At 68.4% G+C, this 15,870-nt stretch carries 11 protein-coding genes; 6 read left to right on the forward strand and 5 right to left on the reverse strand.

Going from position 1 to position 15,870, the window contains the following annotated elements; genetic code table 11:
- Positions 1-13 precede the first annotated feature (13 nt).
- Positions 14-727: a DUF2058 domain-containing protein gene (locus ACFQZQ_RS02030; RefSeq protein WP_386811017.1), complete on the forward strand. Its 714-nt coding sequence runs from the start codon at positions 14-16 to the stop codon at positions 725-727.
- Between the two features lie 342 nt (positions 728-1,069).
- On the opposite strand, the gene metH is transcribed toward ACFQZQ_RS02030, so the two are convergent.
- The 3 genes from metH to ACFQZQ_RS02045 are packed head-to-tail and all read right to left on the reverse strand — an operon-like array spanning position 1,070 to position 5,869.
- Positions 1,070-3,748, reverse strand: a complete 2,679-nt coding sequence (gene metH / locus ACFQZQ_RS02035; RefSeq protein WP_386811633.1) for a methionine synthase — start codon at positions 3,746-3,748, stop codon at positions 1,070-1,072.
- Positions 3,749-3,753: 5 nt separating this feature from the next.
- Entirely contained in the window at positions 3,754-4,851 is a 1,098-nt protein-coding gene (locus tag ACFQZQ_RS02040; RefSeq protein WP_386811018.1) for a homocysteine S-methyltransferase family protein, read from the reverse strand.
- Position 4,852: 1 nt separating this feature from the next.
- Positions 4,853-5,869 (reverse strand): ArsR/SmtB family transcription factor, encoded by a 1,017-nt coding sequence (locus ACFQZQ_RS02045; RefSeq protein ID WP_386811019.1) that lies wholly within the window; start codon positions 5,867-5,869, stop codon positions 4,853-4,855.
- 173 nt (positions 5,870-6,042) lie between these two features.
- Between ACFQZQ_RS02045 and ACFQZQ_RS02050 the strand changes: the two genes are divergently transcribed.
- The 5 genes from ACFQZQ_RS02050 (at position 6,043) to ACFQZQ_RS02070 (ending at position 14,605) form a co-directional block, all read left to right on the forward strand.
- A complete protein-coding gene (locus ACFQZQ_RS02050) occupies positions 6,043-7,236 on the forward strand; it encodes an acyl-CoA dehydrogenase family protein (protein ID WP_386811634.1) in 1,194 nt (397 codons plus the stop codon).
- A gap of 23 nt (positions 7,237-7,259) precedes the next feature.
- A complete protein-coding gene (locus tag ACFQZQ_RS02055; RefSeq protein ID WP_386811020.1) occupies positions 7,260-7,436 on the forward strand; it encodes a hypothetical protein in 177 nt (58 codons plus the stop codon).
- 59 nt (positions 7,437-7,495) lie between these two features.
- Positions 7,496-12,484 (forward strand): NAD-glutamate dehydrogenase, encoded by a 4,989-nt coding sequence (locus tag ACFQZQ_RS02060; protein ID WP_386811021.1) that lies wholly within the window; start codon positions 7,496-7,498, stop codon positions 12,482-12,484.
- Positions 12,485-12,863: 379 nt separating this feature from the next.
- Positions 12,864-13,637, forward strand: coding sequence for an NAD kinase (locus ACFQZQ_RS02065; protein ID WP_386811022.1), 774 nt, complete (start codon positions 12,864-12,866; stop codon positions 13,635-13,637).
- Positions 13,638-13,696: 59 nt separating this feature from the next.
- The gene (locus ACFQZQ_RS02070) at positions 13,697-14,605 is read left to right on the forward strand and encodes a 5'-nucleotidase (RefSeq protein ID WP_386811023.1); all 909 of its coding nucleotides are present in this window, start codon (positions 13,697-13,699) and stop codon (positions 14,603-14,605) included.
- Here the strand turns inward: ACFQZQ_RS02070 and ACFQZQ_RS02075 are convergent.
- Together ACFQZQ_RS02075 and ACFQZQ_RS02080 are read right to left on the reverse strand one after the other, a co-directional pair.
- Positions 14,602-15,156 (reverse strand): DUF2939 domain-containing protein, encoded by a 555-nt coding sequence (locus ACFQZQ_RS02075; RefSeq protein WP_386811024.1) that lies wholly within the window; start codon positions 15,154-15,156, stop codon positions 14,602-14,604. The genes ACFQZQ_RS02070 and ACFQZQ_RS02075 overlap by 4 nt on opposite strands.
- A gap of 2 nt (positions 15,157-15,158) precedes the next feature.
- A complete protein-coding gene (locus ACFQZQ_RS02080) occupies positions 15,159-15,845 on the reverse strand; it encodes a DUF2461 domain-containing protein (protein WP_386811025.1) in 687 nt (228 codons plus the stop codon).
- Between the last annotated feature and the right edge of the window lie 25 nt (positions 15,846-15,870).

The raw sequence follows: 15,870 nt of genomic DNA on the forward strand, positions 1-15,870 counted from the left end.
GCGAACCAACACGATGAGCCACAACCTCCGCGACCAACTCCTCGGGCTGGGTTTCAAGCCGGCACCGAAACCGGAGCGCAAGCCCGAAACCCCGCAGGCGAAATCGCGTCGGCCGGAGGCGGACCGCGCCGGCGGCGACCGGCGTGGCCCCGCCCGCGCCGAGGGGCTGGCGCCGGGCAAGGCGAGCCCCAAGCCGCATTCCAGGCCGAACACCCGGCCCGGCGCCGCGCCCAACCGCGGTGGCCCGTCCCGCCCGCATAACCCGGCCGGCTGCGGTGGCGCCGCGACCCCGCGCAGCCGCGAGGACATCGACCTGGCCAAGGCCTACGCGATCCGCGCGCAGCGCGAGAAGGACGAGCGCCTCGCCGCCGAGCAGGCCAAGCAGGAAGAAGCACGCCTGCGCCGCGAGGCGCGCGCGAAGCTGGCCGAACTGGTCAAGGACCAGGGCCTGAATGCGGCCGACGCCGAGATCGCCCGCCACTTCCCGTACGGCGGCAAGATCAAGCGCATCTACGTGACCGCGCCACAGCTCAAGGCGCTCAACGCCGGCGAGCTGGGCGTGCTGCAGCTCGAGGGCCGCTACGTGCTGGTGACCGCCGAGCTGCTCGCCCAAGCCGAGGCGGTCTTCGCGCCCGCGGTCGCGCTCAAGGTCGACCCGAACGCGCCGGCCGAAGACGATCCCTACGCCGACCCGCAGTACCAGGTGCCCGATGACCTGGTCTGGTGACCTTGACTCTCTGTAGGAGCGGCTTCAGCCGCGAGCTGCTGCTGCCTTCTGTGCCACGAGCAAGAGGAACAGCTCGCGGCTGAAGCCGCTCCTACGTCCCCAAGCACAGGCCCCGGTGCGGGTTATTCCGGGTCGTAATCCAGATTCGACGCCGCGCCGCGGCTCCATCGGGCTGTGACGATGCCCGAACGCGCCGCTGCGCGATGCAGAATTCCGCATGCGGGGTATGGCACTACTCCGGGTCGTAATCCAGATTCGACGCCGCGCCGCGGCTCCATCGGGCTGTGACGATGCCCGAACGCGCCGCCGCGCGATGCAGGATTCCGCATGCGGGCTTTGGCGTTATTCGGGGTCGTAGTCGAGGTTCGACGCCAGCCAGCGCTCGGCCTGCAGCAGCGACGCCCCCTTGCGCTTGGCGTAGTCCTGCGCCTGCTCCTTCGACACCCGCCCGACCACGAAGTACTGGCTGCCCGGGTGACTGAAGTAGTAGCCCGATACCGCCGCCGCCGGGGTCATCGCGAAGTTCTCGGTCAGGTCCATGCCGGCGTTCGTGTGCGGATCGAGCAAGCGGAAGATCGTGGCTTTCTCGCTGTGCTCGGGACAGGCCGGATAGCCGGGAGCGGGGCGGATGCCGCGGTACTTCTCGTCGATCAGCGCCTCGGCATCCAGCGATTCGTCGGCCGCGTAGCCCCAGAATTCGGTGCGCACGCGCTGGTGGATGCGCTCGGCGAGGGTCTCGGCCAGGCGGTCGGCCAGTGCCTTGAGCAGGATCGCGTTGTAGTCGTCGAACGCCGCCTCGAAGCGCGCGACACGCGGCTCGATGCCGAGCCCGGCGGTGACCGCGAACGCGCCGATCCAGTCGCGCTTGCCGCTGTCGACCGGCGCGATGAAATCCGCGAGGCAGAAGTCCGGCCGTTCCGGCGGCTTGTCGGCCTGCTGGCGCAGGAAGTGCAGGGTGGTCGACTGGCCGTCGACCTGCGCGACCACGTCGTCGCCAACGCTGTTCGCCGGCCATAGCCCGAACACCGCCTTCGCCGTCAGCCACTTCTCGTCGACGATGCGTTTGAGCATCGCCTGCGCGTCGCGGAACAGCTCGCTGGCGTGGGTGCCCACCACCGGGTCGGTGAGGATCGCCGGGTAGCGGCCGGCCAGCTCCCAAGCCTGGAAGAACGGGGTCCAGTCGATCAATCCGACCAGCTCGTCCAGCGGGTAGTCGTCGAACACGTGGAGCCCAGGCTGCTTCGGCGCCGGCGGAGTGTAGTTCGCCCAGTCGCCGTCGAAGCGCTGTGCGCGCGCCTTCGCCAGCGGCACCAGCCGCTTGGCGCCATCGCGGTTCTTGTGGCGCTCGCGGATCTCGGCGTAGTCCGAAGCGTGCCCGGCCGCGAATGCGTCGCGCTGGTCGACGCTGATCAAGGCCTGCGCCACGCCGACCGCACGCGAGGCGTCCTTGACCCAGATCGTGGCCGGCTTGTAGTGCGGGTCGATCTTGAGCGCGGTGTGCGCGCGCGACGTGGTCGCGCCGCCGATCAGCAGCGGGATCGTGAAGCCCTGGCGCTGCATCTCGCGCGCGACGTGGCTCATCTCCTCCAGCGACGGCGTGATCAGCCCCGACAGGCCGATCAGGTCGGCGTTCTCGGCCTTTGCGCGATCCAGGATCACCTGCGCCGGCACCATCACGCCCAGGTCGACCACGTCGAAGTTGTTGCAGGCCAGCACCACGCCGACGATGTTCTTGCCGATGTCGTGGACGTCGCCCTTGACCGTGGCCATGATGATCTTGCCGTTGGACTTGCCGACGTCGCCGGTGCGCAGCTTCTCGGCCTCGATGAAGGGCAGCAGGTACGCGACCGCCTTCTTCATCACGCGCGCGGACTTGACCACCTGCGGCAGGAACATCTTGCCGGCGCCGAACAGGTCGCCGACCACGCCCATGCCGGTCATCAGCGACACCTCGATCACGTCCAGCGGCCTTGCGGCCTGCTGTCGTGCCTCTTCGGTGTCGGCCTCGATCCACTGGTCGATGCCGTGCACCAGCGAGTGGCTCAGACGATCCTGCACCGGCTTGTCGCGCCAGGCGAGGTCCTCGACCCGCTTCTCGCCTTTTTGCCCCTTGTAGCGTTCGGCCAGGTCGAGCAGGCGCTCGGTGCCGTCGTCGCGGCGGTTGAGCACCACGTCCTCGACTGCCTCGCGCAGTTCGCTGTCGAGATCGTCGTACAGGGGCAGGGCACCGGCGTTGACGATGCCCATGTCCATGCCGGCCTTGATGGCGTGGTACAGGAACACGGTGTGGATCGCCTGGCGCACCAGTTCGTTGCCGCGGAACGAGAAGCTGACGTTGGAGACGCCGCCGGACACGTGCGACAGCGGGAAGCGGCGCTTGAGTTCGCGCGTGGCCTCGATAAAGGCGACGCCGTAGCCGTTGTGCTCGTCGATGCCGGTGGCGATCGCGAACACGTTGGGATCGAAGATGATGTCTTCGGGCGGGAAACCGATCTGTTCGGTCAGCAGCTTGTAGGCGCGCGAACTGATCTCGACCTTGCGTTCGACCGTGTCGGCCTGGCCCTGCTCGTCGAACGCCATCACCACCACGGCGGCACCGTAGCGACGCACGAGGCGCGCCTGGCGCAGGAACTCGTCCTCGCCTTCCTTCATCGAGATCGAGTTGACGATGCCCTTGCCCTGCAGGCATTTCAGCCCGGCCTCGATCACGCTCCACTTCGAGCTGTCGACCATCACCGGGATGCGGGCGATGTCGGGTTCGGCGGCGATGAGGTTGAGGTAGGTGACCATCGCCTGCTCGGAATCGAGCAGGCCTTCGTCCATGTTGACGTCGAGCACCTGCGCGCCGCTCTCGACCTGCTGCCGCGCGACCATCACCGCCTCGTCGTAGCGGTTGTCCTTGATCAGCTTGCGGAACTGCGCGCTGCCGGTGACGTTGGTGCGCTCGCCGACGTTGATGAAGTTGCTTTCGGGCGTGATCTGCAGCGGCTCGAGGCCGCTGAGCCGGGTCTGGCGACGCAACTGGGTCACGCCGCGGCCTCCAGCGTGGGCCGCTCGCGCGGAGCGTGGTGTCGCACCGCTTCGGCAATCGCGGCGATATGCGCCGGGGTCGTGCCGCAGCAGCCGCCGACCAGGTTCAGCAGCCCGGCTTGCGCGAACTCGCCCAGCACCCGCGCCATGTCCTCGGGCGTTTCGTCGTAGCCGCCGAACGCGTTGGGCAGGCCCGCGTTGGGGTGGGTGCTGACATAGGCGTCGGCCACCTGCGACAGCAGGTCGACGTGCGGGCGCAGGTCCACGGCGCCGAGCGCGCAATTCAGGCCGATCGCAAGCGGCTGGCTGTGGCGCAGCGAGTACCAGAACGCCTCGGCGGTCTGCCCCGACAAGGTGCGGCCGGAGGCGTCGGTGATCGTGCCCGAGACCATTACCGGCAGCCGCGCGCCGCGTGCGTCGAAGGCTTCCTCGATCGCGAACAGCGCCGCCTTGGCATTGAGGGTGTCGAACACGGTCTCGACCATGATCACATCGGCGCCGCCGTCGATCAGGCCGTCGGTGGCTTCGCGGTAGGCCACGCGCAGTTCGTCGAAGCTGATCGCGCGGAAACCCGGGCGGTTGACGTCCGGGCTCAGCGAGGCGGTGCGGCTGGTCGGGCCGAGCACGCCGATCACGAACCGCGGCTGCTCGGGCGTCTTCGCCTCGGCGGCGTCGCAGGCGGCGCGGGCGAGGCGGGCACCGGTTTCGTTGAGTTCGCGCGCCAGGTGCTCGAGGCCGTAGTCGGCCAGCGAGATCGTGGTCGAGTTGAAGGTGTTGGTCTCGATCAGGTCGGCGCCGGCGTCGAGGTAGGCGGCGTGGATGTCACCGATGATCGCCGGCTGCGTCAGGCTGAGCAGGTCGTTGTTGCCGCGCTGGTCGCGGCTGCAGCCGCAGCCGGCGCCGTGGGCATGGTCTTGCACGGTGTACAGGCGGTCGTAGCCTTCGCTGAAGCGCTCGCCGCGGTAGCCGGCTTCGTCCAGTTCGCGCTGCTGGATCATCGTGCCCATCGCGCCGTCGATCACCAGGATGCGTTCGCGCAGGCGTTGTTGCAGCGCTTCGGCGCGGGCGGGGTTGAGCCAGGGGAGGGTGTTCATGTCAGGACTTCTTCGTGGATTTGCGAGTGTCGGATGTGTGCGCGGTCGCGTTGCGCGAAGCCGGGCTTCGCGCGGCAGGGCCATCGCCGATCGCCTTGCGGGCGATGAGCGCGATCACCTCGAAATGCGGCGGCCGCCGCTCGCGGGTCACGGTTTCGCAGCTGACGACCTCGAGCCCGCCCTTGGCGGCGAACTTCTGCAGTTCCTTCTCGGCGAAACCCAGGTTGACGTGGCCGAACGCTTCGACCGCGCCGCGATGCTCGTGTTTCGCCAGGCTGGTCAGCAGCAATAGTCCGCCGGGTCGCAGCACGCGTCCGGCTTCGATGACGGCCTGTGCCGGTTGCTCCGCGTAGGTCAGCGCGTGCATCAGCACCACCAGGTCGAAATGCGCGGCCGGGAACGGCAACGCGTGCATGTCGCCCTCGCGGACCTCGACATTCTTGAGCCTACGCAGGCGCTCGGACGCGGCCAGCACCACCTTGGTGCTGGAATCCAGGCAGACATAGCGGTGCGAATGCGGCGCCAGCAGTTCGGCCAGCACGCCGTCGCCGGAAGCGATGTCGAGCACGTCGCCGGGTTGCAGCAGCGGCAGCGCCGAGCGCGCCATCGCCTCCCAGGTGCGGCCGGGCGAGTAGTGGCGTTCCATGTCGCCGGCGACCGAGTCGGCCCAGTTCTGCTCCGAGGCGCGCGCGGCGAGCACGGCGGCCACGCGTTCGGCATCCTGGCGCAGCAGCGGATCGTCGCTGCCTTCGCGCAGGGTCTGCCACAGCGAGCGCTGCGCCGAGTCGAGCGCGGCATCGTCGAAACGGTAGTAGGCCGACACGCCGGAACGCCGGTCTCGGACCAATCCGGCTTCCTTGAGCTTGGACAAGTGGGTGGACACGCGCGGCTGCGCCAGGCGTGTGATCGCCGACAGCTCGGCCACGGTCAGTTCCTCGCGCTCCAGCAGCGCCAGCAGGCGCACGCGGGTGGCGTCGGCAAACACCTTGAGGCGGCTCGACCAGCCTTCCAGATCCATATGTATCAACCTATCGCGATATAGAGATAAGTTTGATCGGCGGGGGCGCGAGGGTCAAGCCTCGGTCGCCGGATCCGGCCGTTGCATCTGCCCGGGTGCGGTCGTTGGCCACGCGCGGCTACAATTCAAGGCTGTTGCGCGCGGTCGTGCATGCATGCCGACGCCGCGACGCCATTACCAAGCCCATCAGAACCCGAGGTGCCGCCGTGGATTTTCGCTTCACTGAAGAGCAATTGATGATCCAGGACGTGGCGCGTCGCATCGCCCAGGAAAAGATCGCTCCCAGCGCCGAGCACCACGACCGCACCGGCGAATTCCCGCTCGAGAACATCCGCACCCTCGGCGAGAACGGCCTGATGGGCATCGAGGTGCCGGCCGAGTACGGCGGCGCCGGCATGGACCCGATCAGCTACGTGCTGGCCATGGTCGAGATCGCCGCGGCCGATGCCGCGCACTCCACGATCGTTTCGGTCAACAACTCGCTGTTCTGCAACGGCATCCTCAAGTTCGGCACCGAAGCGCAGAAGCAGCTGTACGTGCGCGCGATTGCCGAAGGCCGCGAGATCGGCGCGTTCGCGCTGACCGAGCCGCAGTCCGGCTCCGATGCCACTGCGATGCGCTGCAAGGCCACCAAGCAGGCCGACGGCACCTACCTGATCAACGGCAAGAAAAGCTGGATCACCTCGGGCCCGGTCGCCAAGTACCTGGTGCTGTTCGCGATGACCGACCCCGACAAGGGCGCGCGCGGCATCACCGCGTTCATGATCGACGCCGAGCGCGCCGGGTTCCACCGCGGCAAGACCGAGCCCAAGCTCGGCATCCGCGCTTCGGCCACCTGCGAGATCGAGTTCACCGACTACGTCGCCCAGGCCGACGAAGTACTCGGCGACGAAGGCCACGGCTTCAAGATCGCGATGGGCGTGCTCGATGCCGGCCGCATTGGTATCGCCTCGCAGGCGATCGGCCTGGCGCGCGCCGCTTACGAGGCGACCCTGGAGTACGTGAAGGAGCGCAAGGCTTTCGGCCAGCCGATCGGCGCGTTCCAGATGACCCAGGCCAAGATCGCCGACATGAAGTGCAAGCTCGACGCGGCGCTGCTGCTGACACTGCGCGCGGCCTGGACCAAGGGCGAGACCGAGAAGAGCGGAGGCCGGTTCAGCACCGAGGCGGCAGTGGCCAAGCTCACCGCGTCGGAGGCGGCGATGTGGATCACCCATCAGGCGGTGCAGATCCACGGCGGCATGGGCTATTCGAAGGAAATGCCGCTGGAGCGCTACTTCCGCGACGCCAAGATCACCGAGATCTACGAAGGCACCAGCGAGATCCAGCGCCTGGTGATTGCCCGCAACGAGACGGGGCTCCGGTAAGACCGGGCCTGCATCGAGCGCACATGAAACGCTTCGGTTCATCGCGGCCCACCGCCTGCCCGGGGCAGCGCGGCGGCCACCTCGATCCGGCTTGCCGCCGCCGCTCCACCGATGCCGCGCTTGACGCGGGCATCGGCGAGGCCTGCATTGGCAGCGTCCCCGATCCGCTCGCGCCGCGACGCGTCATCGCCGCGCACTGAAATCCATACCCCGGCCTGCGCGAAAGCGCGGGCCTCATACCATCGGACATCACGTTCCCATGAGCAGCAAGCCCAAATCCCCCACCGCCAAGCCGGTCAACGCCGCCAAATCCACCGCGAGCAAGGCGGTCGTCCCGGCGGCCCGCAACAGCGTCGTCTCCCTCGACCCGATCATCGCCGCGATGCGCCAGCGCCTGCCCAAGGCGCGCCATGCCGAGGGCGAGGCCTTCATCCAGGCGTTCTACAAGCGCATGGCCGACGACGAGTTGCCCAAGCACAGCCCGGAAGGCTGGGCTGCGCTGGCGACCGATTTCCTCGACTTCGCCCGCGCGCGCAAGACCGGCAGCGCGCTCGTGCGTCTGTTCAACCCCAGCCTGAAGACCCACGGCTGGGAGTCGCCGCACACCGTGCTGCAGATCGCCAACGACGACATGCCGTTTCTGGTCGACACGGTGACGATGGCGCTGGCCGAGAAGGGCATCGGCGTGCACGTGCTCGGCCACCCGGTGGTGACCTTCCGGCGCGACAAGGCCGGCAAGCTGGTCGGCGTGGGCGAGGGCGTGCCCGAATCGCTGATGCACCTGGAAATCGACCGGCAGCCGGCCGAGGCCATGCCGCAGATCCAGCGGGCGGTGCAGGACGTGCTGGGCGACGTGCGCGCCACCGTGCGCGACTGGGCCCCGATGCGCAGCAAGATGATGGAAGTGGCCGACCAGCTGGGCGAGCGTAAGCTGCCGGTCAGCGACGAGGGGCGCCGCGAGGCGCAGGAGTTCCTGCGCTGGGCGGCGGGGGACCACTTCACCTTCCTGGGCTACCGCGAATACGAGGTCGTCAAGCAGGGCGGTGAGGAAGTCCTGTGCGCGGTCAAGGACAGCGGCCTGGGCCTGCTGCGCGGCGAGGACACCCGCAAGCCGCGCCCGTTGAAGTCGCTGGCGGCGCACTACATGCCGCAGTCCGGTTCGGTCGACGCGCTGATCCTGACCAAGACCAACGCGCGCGCCACCGTGCACCGTCCGGGCTACATGGACTACATCGGCGTGCTCAGCTTCGATGCCAAGGGCAAGCCGGTGCGCGAGGAACGTTTCCTCGGCCTGTACACCTCCAGTGCCTACAACCGCCGCCCGTGGGACATCCCGCTGGTGCGCCAGCGCCACAACTACGTGATGGAACAGTCGGGATTGAAGCCCGACAGCCACAGCGGCAAGGCGTTGCGCCACATCATCGAGACGTTGCCGCGCGACGAGTTGTTCCAGTCCAACGAGGAAGAGCTGCTGCGCACCAGCACCGGCATCCTCGGCCTGCAGGAGCGCGTGCGCAGCAAGTTGTTCCTGCGCCGCGACCGCTACGGCCGTTTCTTCTCCGGCCTCGTCTACATTCCGCGCGACCGTTTCAACACCGACGTGCGCCTGCGCATCGAGGCGATGCTCAAGCGGGTGCTGCATGGCGAGCACGTCGATTCCTCGGTGATGCTGGGCGAGTCGCCGCTCGCGCAGCTGCACCTGATCGTGCGGCCGGAGTCCGGCAGCGAGGCGATCCAGGTCGACAACGCGGCGATCGAGGCCGAGCTGGCCGAGATTGTGCGCAACTGGCACGACGACCTGCGCGACCAGCTGGTCGCGCGCCATGGCGAGGAACGCGGCTTGGCCCTGGCCAGCAGCTACGGCCGCGCCTTGCCGACCGGCTACATCGAGGGCGTCAGCGCCGCGGTCGCGGCCAGCGACGTCGAGCACCTGGCCGCGCTCGCCGGGCCCGACGACCTGCGGCTGAGCCTGTACCGCACCCACGGCGGCGAGGGTGGCCTGCGCTTCAAGTTCTACCGCCAGAACGACGACATCCCCCTGTCCGATGCGTTGCCGATGATGGAGAACATGGGCCTGCGGGTGATCTCGGAACACCCGTACCGGATCGTGGTTGACGGCCGGCCGGCCTACATCCAGGACTTCGAGGTCGAGACGCTCAACGTAGATGTCGACGTCACCAGCCTCGACGACAACTTCGAGCAGGCGTTCGCGCAGGCATGGCGCGGCAATGCCGAGAACGACGGCTTCAACCGCCTGGTCCTGGCCGCCGGCCTGTCGTGGCGCCAGGTCGCGATGCTGCGTGCCTACTGCAAGTACCTGCTGCAGGTCGGCGTGCCGTTCTCGCAGGCCTATGTCGAGGCCACGTTCGCGCGCTACCCGCTACTGGCGCGGTTGCTGGTCGAGTTGTTCGAAGCGCGCTTCGATCCGGCCACCGGCAGCGAAAGCAAGGCCGAGGTCAAGGCCGGCATGCAGCGCTTCAGCGAGCAGTTGCAGCGCCTGGCCGCCGGCGATGCCGCGCTGCTGGCGGCGCTGCAGCCGGTCATCGAGGCGCGCAGCGGCAAGCGCGATGCGCAGGTCGCGATCACCCGCAGCACGCTGAAGAGCCTGCTCGATCGCGTCGCCAGCCTCGACGAGGACCGCATCCTGCGCAGCTTCATCGGTGCGATCGACGCCACCCTGCGTACCAGCTACTACCAGCGTGCAGCCGATGGCGGCGAGCGCGGCTACGTCAGCTACAAGTTCGATTCGGCCAGCGTGCCGGACCTGCCCAAGCCGCGTCCGTACCGCGAGATCTTCGTCTACGGCCCGCGCGTGGAAGGCGTGCACCTGCGCTTCGGCCCGGTCGCCCGTGGCGGCCTGCGCTGGTCGGACCGGCGCGAGGATTTCCGCACCGAGGTGCTGGGCCTGGTCAAGGCACAGATGGTCAAGAACACCGTGATCGTGCCGGTCGGCTCCAAGGGCGGGTTCTTCGCCAAACGTCCGCCGGTCGGTGGCGACCGCGACGCGGTGCTCGCCGAGGGCATCGCCTGCTACAAGATGTTCATCAACGGCCTGCTCGACATCACCGACAACCTCAGTGTCGACGGCAAGGTCGTGCCGCCGCGCGACGTGGTCCGCCACGACCAGGACGACCCCTACCTGGTGGTCGCGGCCGACAAGGGCACCGCCACGTTCTCCGACATCGCCAACGGCATCGCCCGCGAGCACGGCTACTGGCTCGACGACGCGTTCGCCTCCGGTGGCTCGGTCGGTTACGACCACAAGGGCATGGGCATCACCGCCAAGGGCGCGTGGGAGTCGGTCAAGCGCCACTTCCGCGCGATGGGCCGCGACAGCCAGAAGCAGGACTTCACCTGCGTCGGCATCGGCGACATGTCCGGCGACGTGTTCGGCAACGGCATGCTGCTGAGCAGGCACATCCGCCTGCTCGCCGCGTTCGACCACCGCCACATCTTCCTCGACCCCAACCCGGACGCCGCCGCGACGTTCAAGGAACGCACGCGCATGTTCGCCGTGCCGCGCTCGAGCTGGGAGGATTACGACAAGTCGCTGATCAGCAAGGGCGGCGGGGTGTTCCCGCGCTCGGCCAAGTCGATCCCGCTGTCGCCAGAGATCAAGGCCGCGCTCGGCATCGACGCCGACGTGGAGGCGATGAGCCCCGCCGAGCTGATGAGCGCGATCCTGAAGTCGCCGGTCGACCTGCTTTGGAACGGTGGCATCGGCACCTACGTCAAGGCCAGCACCGAGACCCATGCCGATGTCGGGGACCGCGCCAACAACGCGTTGCGCGTCGACGGCCGCGAGCTGCGCTGCAAAGTGGTGGGCGAGGGCGGCAACCTGGGCCTGACCCAGCTGGGCCGCATCGAGGCGGCGCTGCACGGCGTGCTGCTCAACACCGACTTCATCGACAACTCGGCCGGCGTCGATACCTCCGACCACGAAGTCAACATCAAGATCCTGCTCAATGCGCAGGTCCAGGCCAAGAAGCTCACGCTGCCGGAGCGCAACAAGCTGCTGGCGTCGATGACCGACGAGGTCGCCGGCCTGGTGCTGGCCGACAACTACCGCCAGAACCAGGCGATCAGCCTGATGGAGCGGATGAGCCTGGCGCGATTGGGCTCCAAGCAGCATTTCATCCGCACGCTGGAATCGCAGGGCCTGCTCGATCGCCAGATCGAATTCCTGCCCAGCGACGCCGAGATCGCCGAGCGCAAGGCGCGCGGCCAGGGCCTGACGCGCCCGGAACTGGCGGTGCTGCTGTCGTACTCCAAGCTCGTCGCGTTCCAGCAGATGCTCGATTCCGACGTCCCGGAAGACCCGTACCTGTCGAAGGAACTGGTGCGCTACTTCCCGGAACCGCTGCAGGCCAAGTACGCCAAGGCGATGGAGCAGCACCGGCTGAAGCGCGAGATCATCGCTACCGCGGTCACCAACTCGACCATCAACCGGATGGGCGCCACGTTCCTGCTGCGCATGCAGGAAGACAGCGGACGCACCCCGGGCGAGGTCGCCAAGGCCTACACCATCACCCGCGAAACGCTCGAGGCACGTGCGCTGTGGGCGCAGATCGACGCGCTCGACGGCAAGGTCGCCGAAGCCACGCAGATCGATGCGTTGCAGGTGATCTGGTCGCTGCAGCGCTCGTTCACGCGCTGGTTGCTGTCGCGCCCGGGCGCGATCCCGGACATCGCCACCGCGGTGGCGCGCTACCACGACGGCTTCAAGGACATCCGCGCCGGGCAGGGCATCCTGCCCGACTCGCAGCGCCCCGCCTACGAGGCGAGCCTGCGCGACTGGAAGGCCAAGGGCGTGCCCGACGAGCTCGGCGGCCAGCTGGCGGCGTTGCCGTACTTGGATCCGTGCTGCGACATCATCGAGCTGGCGCGCGAGCGCAAGCTCAAGCCGGTCGAAGTGGCGAAGGTGCATTTCCGCCTCGGCGAGGCCCTGCGCCTGCCGTGGCTGCAGCAGCAGATCGACGCGTTGGCGGTCGACGGCCGCTGGCATGCGGTCGCCCGCGGCGTGCTGAGCGAGGAACTGGCCACGCAGCAGCGCGCGCTGGTCGGGCAGGTGCTGTCGATGCCCGGCGCGAATGCCGACGCCAAGGTCAAGCACTGGCTGCAGCGCGACGACTCGTCGCTGCGCTTCACCTTGGCGATGCTCGCCGAACTGGCGACGCAGAAGACGCTGGACTATCCGACCGTGTCGGTCGCGGTGCAGCGCTTGTCGCAACTGGCATCGCGAGGGTGAACCCAGGCGCTTGCGAGCCACTGGCTCGCGCCTGGGCGAACGCCCGGCCATGGAGGGCCGGGCAGGGCGATCCGAGATTGCGGACGTCGCGCCAGGAATGGCATCGCGATGCCTGCCGAAGTTGACGAATGACGAGCCCGCTCCAGCATGCTGGAGAGGAGTGAGCAACCGGTACTCGATGTCCGCCGTCTCGGCCGTCGCATTAGGGAAACCAGAAGGCGGGTCCGATGGACCCGCCTTTATTCTTGGTGCCACGACGGCCGGGCGATACCACGCTGGCCTGCCTTGGCTGCCAGCACGCCGCGGCGCGTTGCGCCTCGTGCTAGGTGAAGTGATACCGCGGCGCGGTTATGCTCGACTCACCATCCCGGAGCCGCCGATGACCGCGACGCCCCGCATCGCCTTCCTCGCAAGTCCCGCAGAAGATGCGCAACGCACACTGGCCGAACTGGCCGCTCGCCACGGCGACCACCCGCCGGCCGAGGCGGACGTGCTGGTCGCGCTCGGTGGCGATGGCTTCATGCTGCAGACCTTGCACCGCCATGGCGCGCTCGGGCGGCCGGTGTACGGGATGAAGCTGGGCACGGTCGGGTTCCTGATGAACCACCAGGCCGGCGAGGGCCTGCTCGAGCGCATCCACGCCGCCGAGCCGGCAGTGCTGCGTCCGCTGGAAATGGTCGCGCAGACCGAGTCCGGCGCGACCGTGGGCTCGCTGGCCTACAACGAGGTCTCGCTGCTGCGCCAGACGCGCCAGGCCGCGCACCTGTCGATCGAACTCAACGGCAAGCAGCGCCTCGACGAACTGATTTGCGACGGGGTCATGGTCGCCACCCCGGCCGGCAGCACCGCCTACAACTTCTCCGCGCACGGGCCGATCCTGCCGCTGGGCACCAACGTGATGGCGCTGACGCCGATCGCGGCGTTCCGACCGCGGCGCTGGCGCGGGGCAGTGCTGAAGGCCGACACCGAGGTGCGCTTCCGCGTGCTCGACCCGTACAAGCGGCCGGTCAGCGCGACCGCCGACTCGCACGAGGTCCGCGACGTGGTGGAGGTAATGATCCGCGAGTCGCGCGACCGCACCGTGACCCTGCTGTTCGACCCGGAGCACAATCTCGAGGAACGCATGCTGGCCGAGCAGTTCACCAGCGGCTGATACGCACCCGGAACTGCCTGGTCGCATTGGTTGCGACGCCGCTCGGGCACAATGCCGCCATGCCCGATGCCAATGCCAACCCGCTGATCGTCGCGATTTCCTCGCGCACCCTGTTCGAAATGGAGGACAGCCACGCGCTGTTCGAACGCGACGGCATCGACGCCTACGCCGCGTTCCAGCGCGAGCACGAGGACGACCTGCTGCAACCCGGGATCGCCTTTCCGCTGGTGCGCAAGCTGCTGGCGCTCAACCACGGCGCGCCCCCGGAGGCGCCGCGGGTCGAGGTGATCCTGATCTCGCGCAACTCGGCCGACACCGGCCTGCGCATCTTCAATTCGATCGCGCACCATGGCCTGGCGATCAAGCGCGCGGCGTTCAGCAACGGCGCGCCGCCGTTTCCGTACATCCGCCCGTTCGGCGCCGACCTGTTCCTGTCGGCGCATGCCGAGGACGTGCGCAGCGCGCTCGCCGCTGGCGTCGCGGCGGCCACTTTGTTGCCGGCCAAGGCCGCGTTGCAGCGCCACGACCAGTTGCGCATCGCGTTCGATGGCGACGCGGTGATCTTCGACGACGAAGGCGAGCGCGTCTCGCGCGAGGGCGGCCTGGCCGCGTTCGCCGAGCACGAACGCACGCGCGCCGGCGAACCGCTGTCGGGCGGGCCGTTCCGCGGTTTCCTCGATGCCCTGCACAAGCTGCAGGCGGCCTTCCCGACCGGCGAGAACGCGCCGATCCGCACCGCGCTGGTCACCGCGCGCTCCGTGCCGGCGCACGAACGGGTGATCCGCACCCTGCGCGAGTGGGGAATCCGCCTGGACGAGGCGCTGTTCCTCGGTGGGCGGCCAAAAGGCCCGTTCCTCGATGCATTCGGCGCCGACATCTTCTTCGACGATTCCGAGCACAACATCGCCTCGGCGCGCGATCACGTCGCCGCCGGCCATGTCCCGCACGGGGTCGCCAACTGCAGCTAGCGTGGCGCGTCTTCCAGCGGCAGGCGGATGTCGCTGAGTTTCCAGCGCAGGCCATCGCGGGCGATCACGAAAGTCACCGGCCGGCCGTCGTCGCTCGCGACCGTGGCGGTAAAGCGCGAGGTCGATTCGAAGCCGTAGCGCGCGTCTTTCAGCGGGTCCGGCGCTGGCTGGTTGGCGTAGCTGTCGCTGTCGCTGATGCCACCGCCGCTGGCGCGATGCCACAGGTTGCGGCCCTCCAGGACCGCGCCCAGGCCCGCCGGGGTGACCATCGCATCGACCGTGCCGCCGGTGACGCCGCTGGCGATGCGCAGCGCCAGCGCGCCGAGCAGGTTCGACTGCGCTTCCGCGCCTGCCTTGCGCACCACGTAGTCGTCGAGTTGCGCCTTGAGGTTGGCGCGCAACGTCGGGAAATCGACATGCGTGGTCAATGCCGCAGTGTCCTGCGCCCGGATCGCGTCGCGGATGCCCTTGACCGCGAGGAACGGGCCGGCGACCAGGTAACCCAGCAGCAACACGCCCAGCAACAGCGCCAAGGCCATGATCTTCTTCATCGCTAGAACTCCAGGTCCAACGCGGCGCACAAGTAGTCGGTGAAGGGGGCCAGTCCCGCCAGGTCGGTGGCGAGGGTATTCAGCAGCCGCGGACCGGTGATGGTGGTGTCGTCGATGGCGCGCAACGCGACGAAGTTCTTGCGGCGGAGGTCGTCGGCGTACTCGAAGTCGTCCGGGAAGCCGCGCGGCGCGCGCGTCAGTTTCTCGCTCTCGTCCAGGTCGAAACGCCGACGGAACTTGCCGTCGTGCGCCGCGGCTTTCCAGCTGCCGGGGTTGTCGAGGATGAAATGCCGGACCCGGCGTAGCGTATCGGGTTGCGGATGCCACAGGCCGGCACCGACGAAACAGTTGCCCGGCTGCAGGTGCAGATAGAACGACGGCGCCTCGATCTGGCGCCCGCGCTCGTGGAACAGCCGCGCACCCTGCCACGATTTGTACGGCGCCTTGTCGTTGGCGAAACGGGTGTCGCGCTGGATCCGGAACAGCGAACCGCCGACGGTCTTCGGTTCGGCGCGGTAGTGCGCGCTGCACTGCGCCAACACCGGTTGCAGGTCGGTCAGCAGTCGCTGGAACGGCCCGCGCACGTGCAACTCGTAGTCGGCCTTGTGGGCGTGGAACCACTCACGGTCGTTGTGGCGGGCGAGGCCGCGCAGGAACTTGAAGGTGGCGTCGCTGAAGTAAGTGGCCATGGTGTTCTTTCTTCGCTCGTCATCC

It is taken from the genome of Lysobacter koreensis (genome assembly GCF_042677045.1).
Taxonomy (GTDB): Bacteria; Pseudomonadota; Gammaproteobacteria; order Xanthomonadales; family Xanthomonadaceae; genus Lysobacter_K; species Lysobacter_K koreensis.

Excerpts from the sequence above, each read along its gene's own strand:
- ACFQZQ_RS02065 (WP_386811022.1), top strand. The coding sequence starts at position 12,864 with ATGACCGCGACGCCCCGCATCGCCTTCCTCGCAAGTCCCGCAGAAGAT.
- ACFQZQ_RS02040 (WP_386811018.1), bottom strand. The coding sequence starts at position 4,851 with ATGAACACCCTCCCCTGGCTCAACCCCGCCCGCGCCGAAGCGCTGCAA.
- ACFQZQ_RS02080 (WP_386811025.1), bottom strand. The coding sequence starts at position 15,845 with ATGGCCACTTACTTCAGCGACGCCACCTTCAAGTTCCTGCGCGGCCTC.
- ACFQZQ_RS02055 (WP_386811020.1), top strand. The coding sequence starts at position 7,260 with ATGAAACGCTTCGGTTCATCGCGGCCCACCGCCTGCCCGGGGCAGCGC.
- ACFQZQ_RS02075 (WP_386811024.1), bottom strand. The coding sequence starts at position 15,156 with ATGAAGAAGATCATGGCCTTGGCGCTGTTGCTGGGCGTGTTGCTGCTG.
- ACFQZQ_RS02060 (WP_386811021.1), top strand. The coding sequence starts at position 7,496 with ATGAGCAGCAAGCCCAAATCCCCCACCGCCAAGCCGGTCAACGCCGCC.
- ACFQZQ_RS02045 (WP_386811019.1), bottom strand. The coding sequence starts at position 5,869 with ATGGATCTGGAAGGCTGGTCGAGCCGCCTCAAGGTGTTTGCCGACGCC.
- ACFQZQ_RS02070 (WP_386811023.1), top strand. The coding sequence starts at position 13,697 with ATGCCCGATGCCAATGCCAACCCGCTGATCGTCGCGATTTCCTCGCGC.
- ACFQZQ_RS02030 (WP_386811017.1), top strand. The coding sequence starts at position 14 with ATGAGCCACAACCTCCGCGACCAACTCCTCGGGCTGGGTTTCAAGCCG.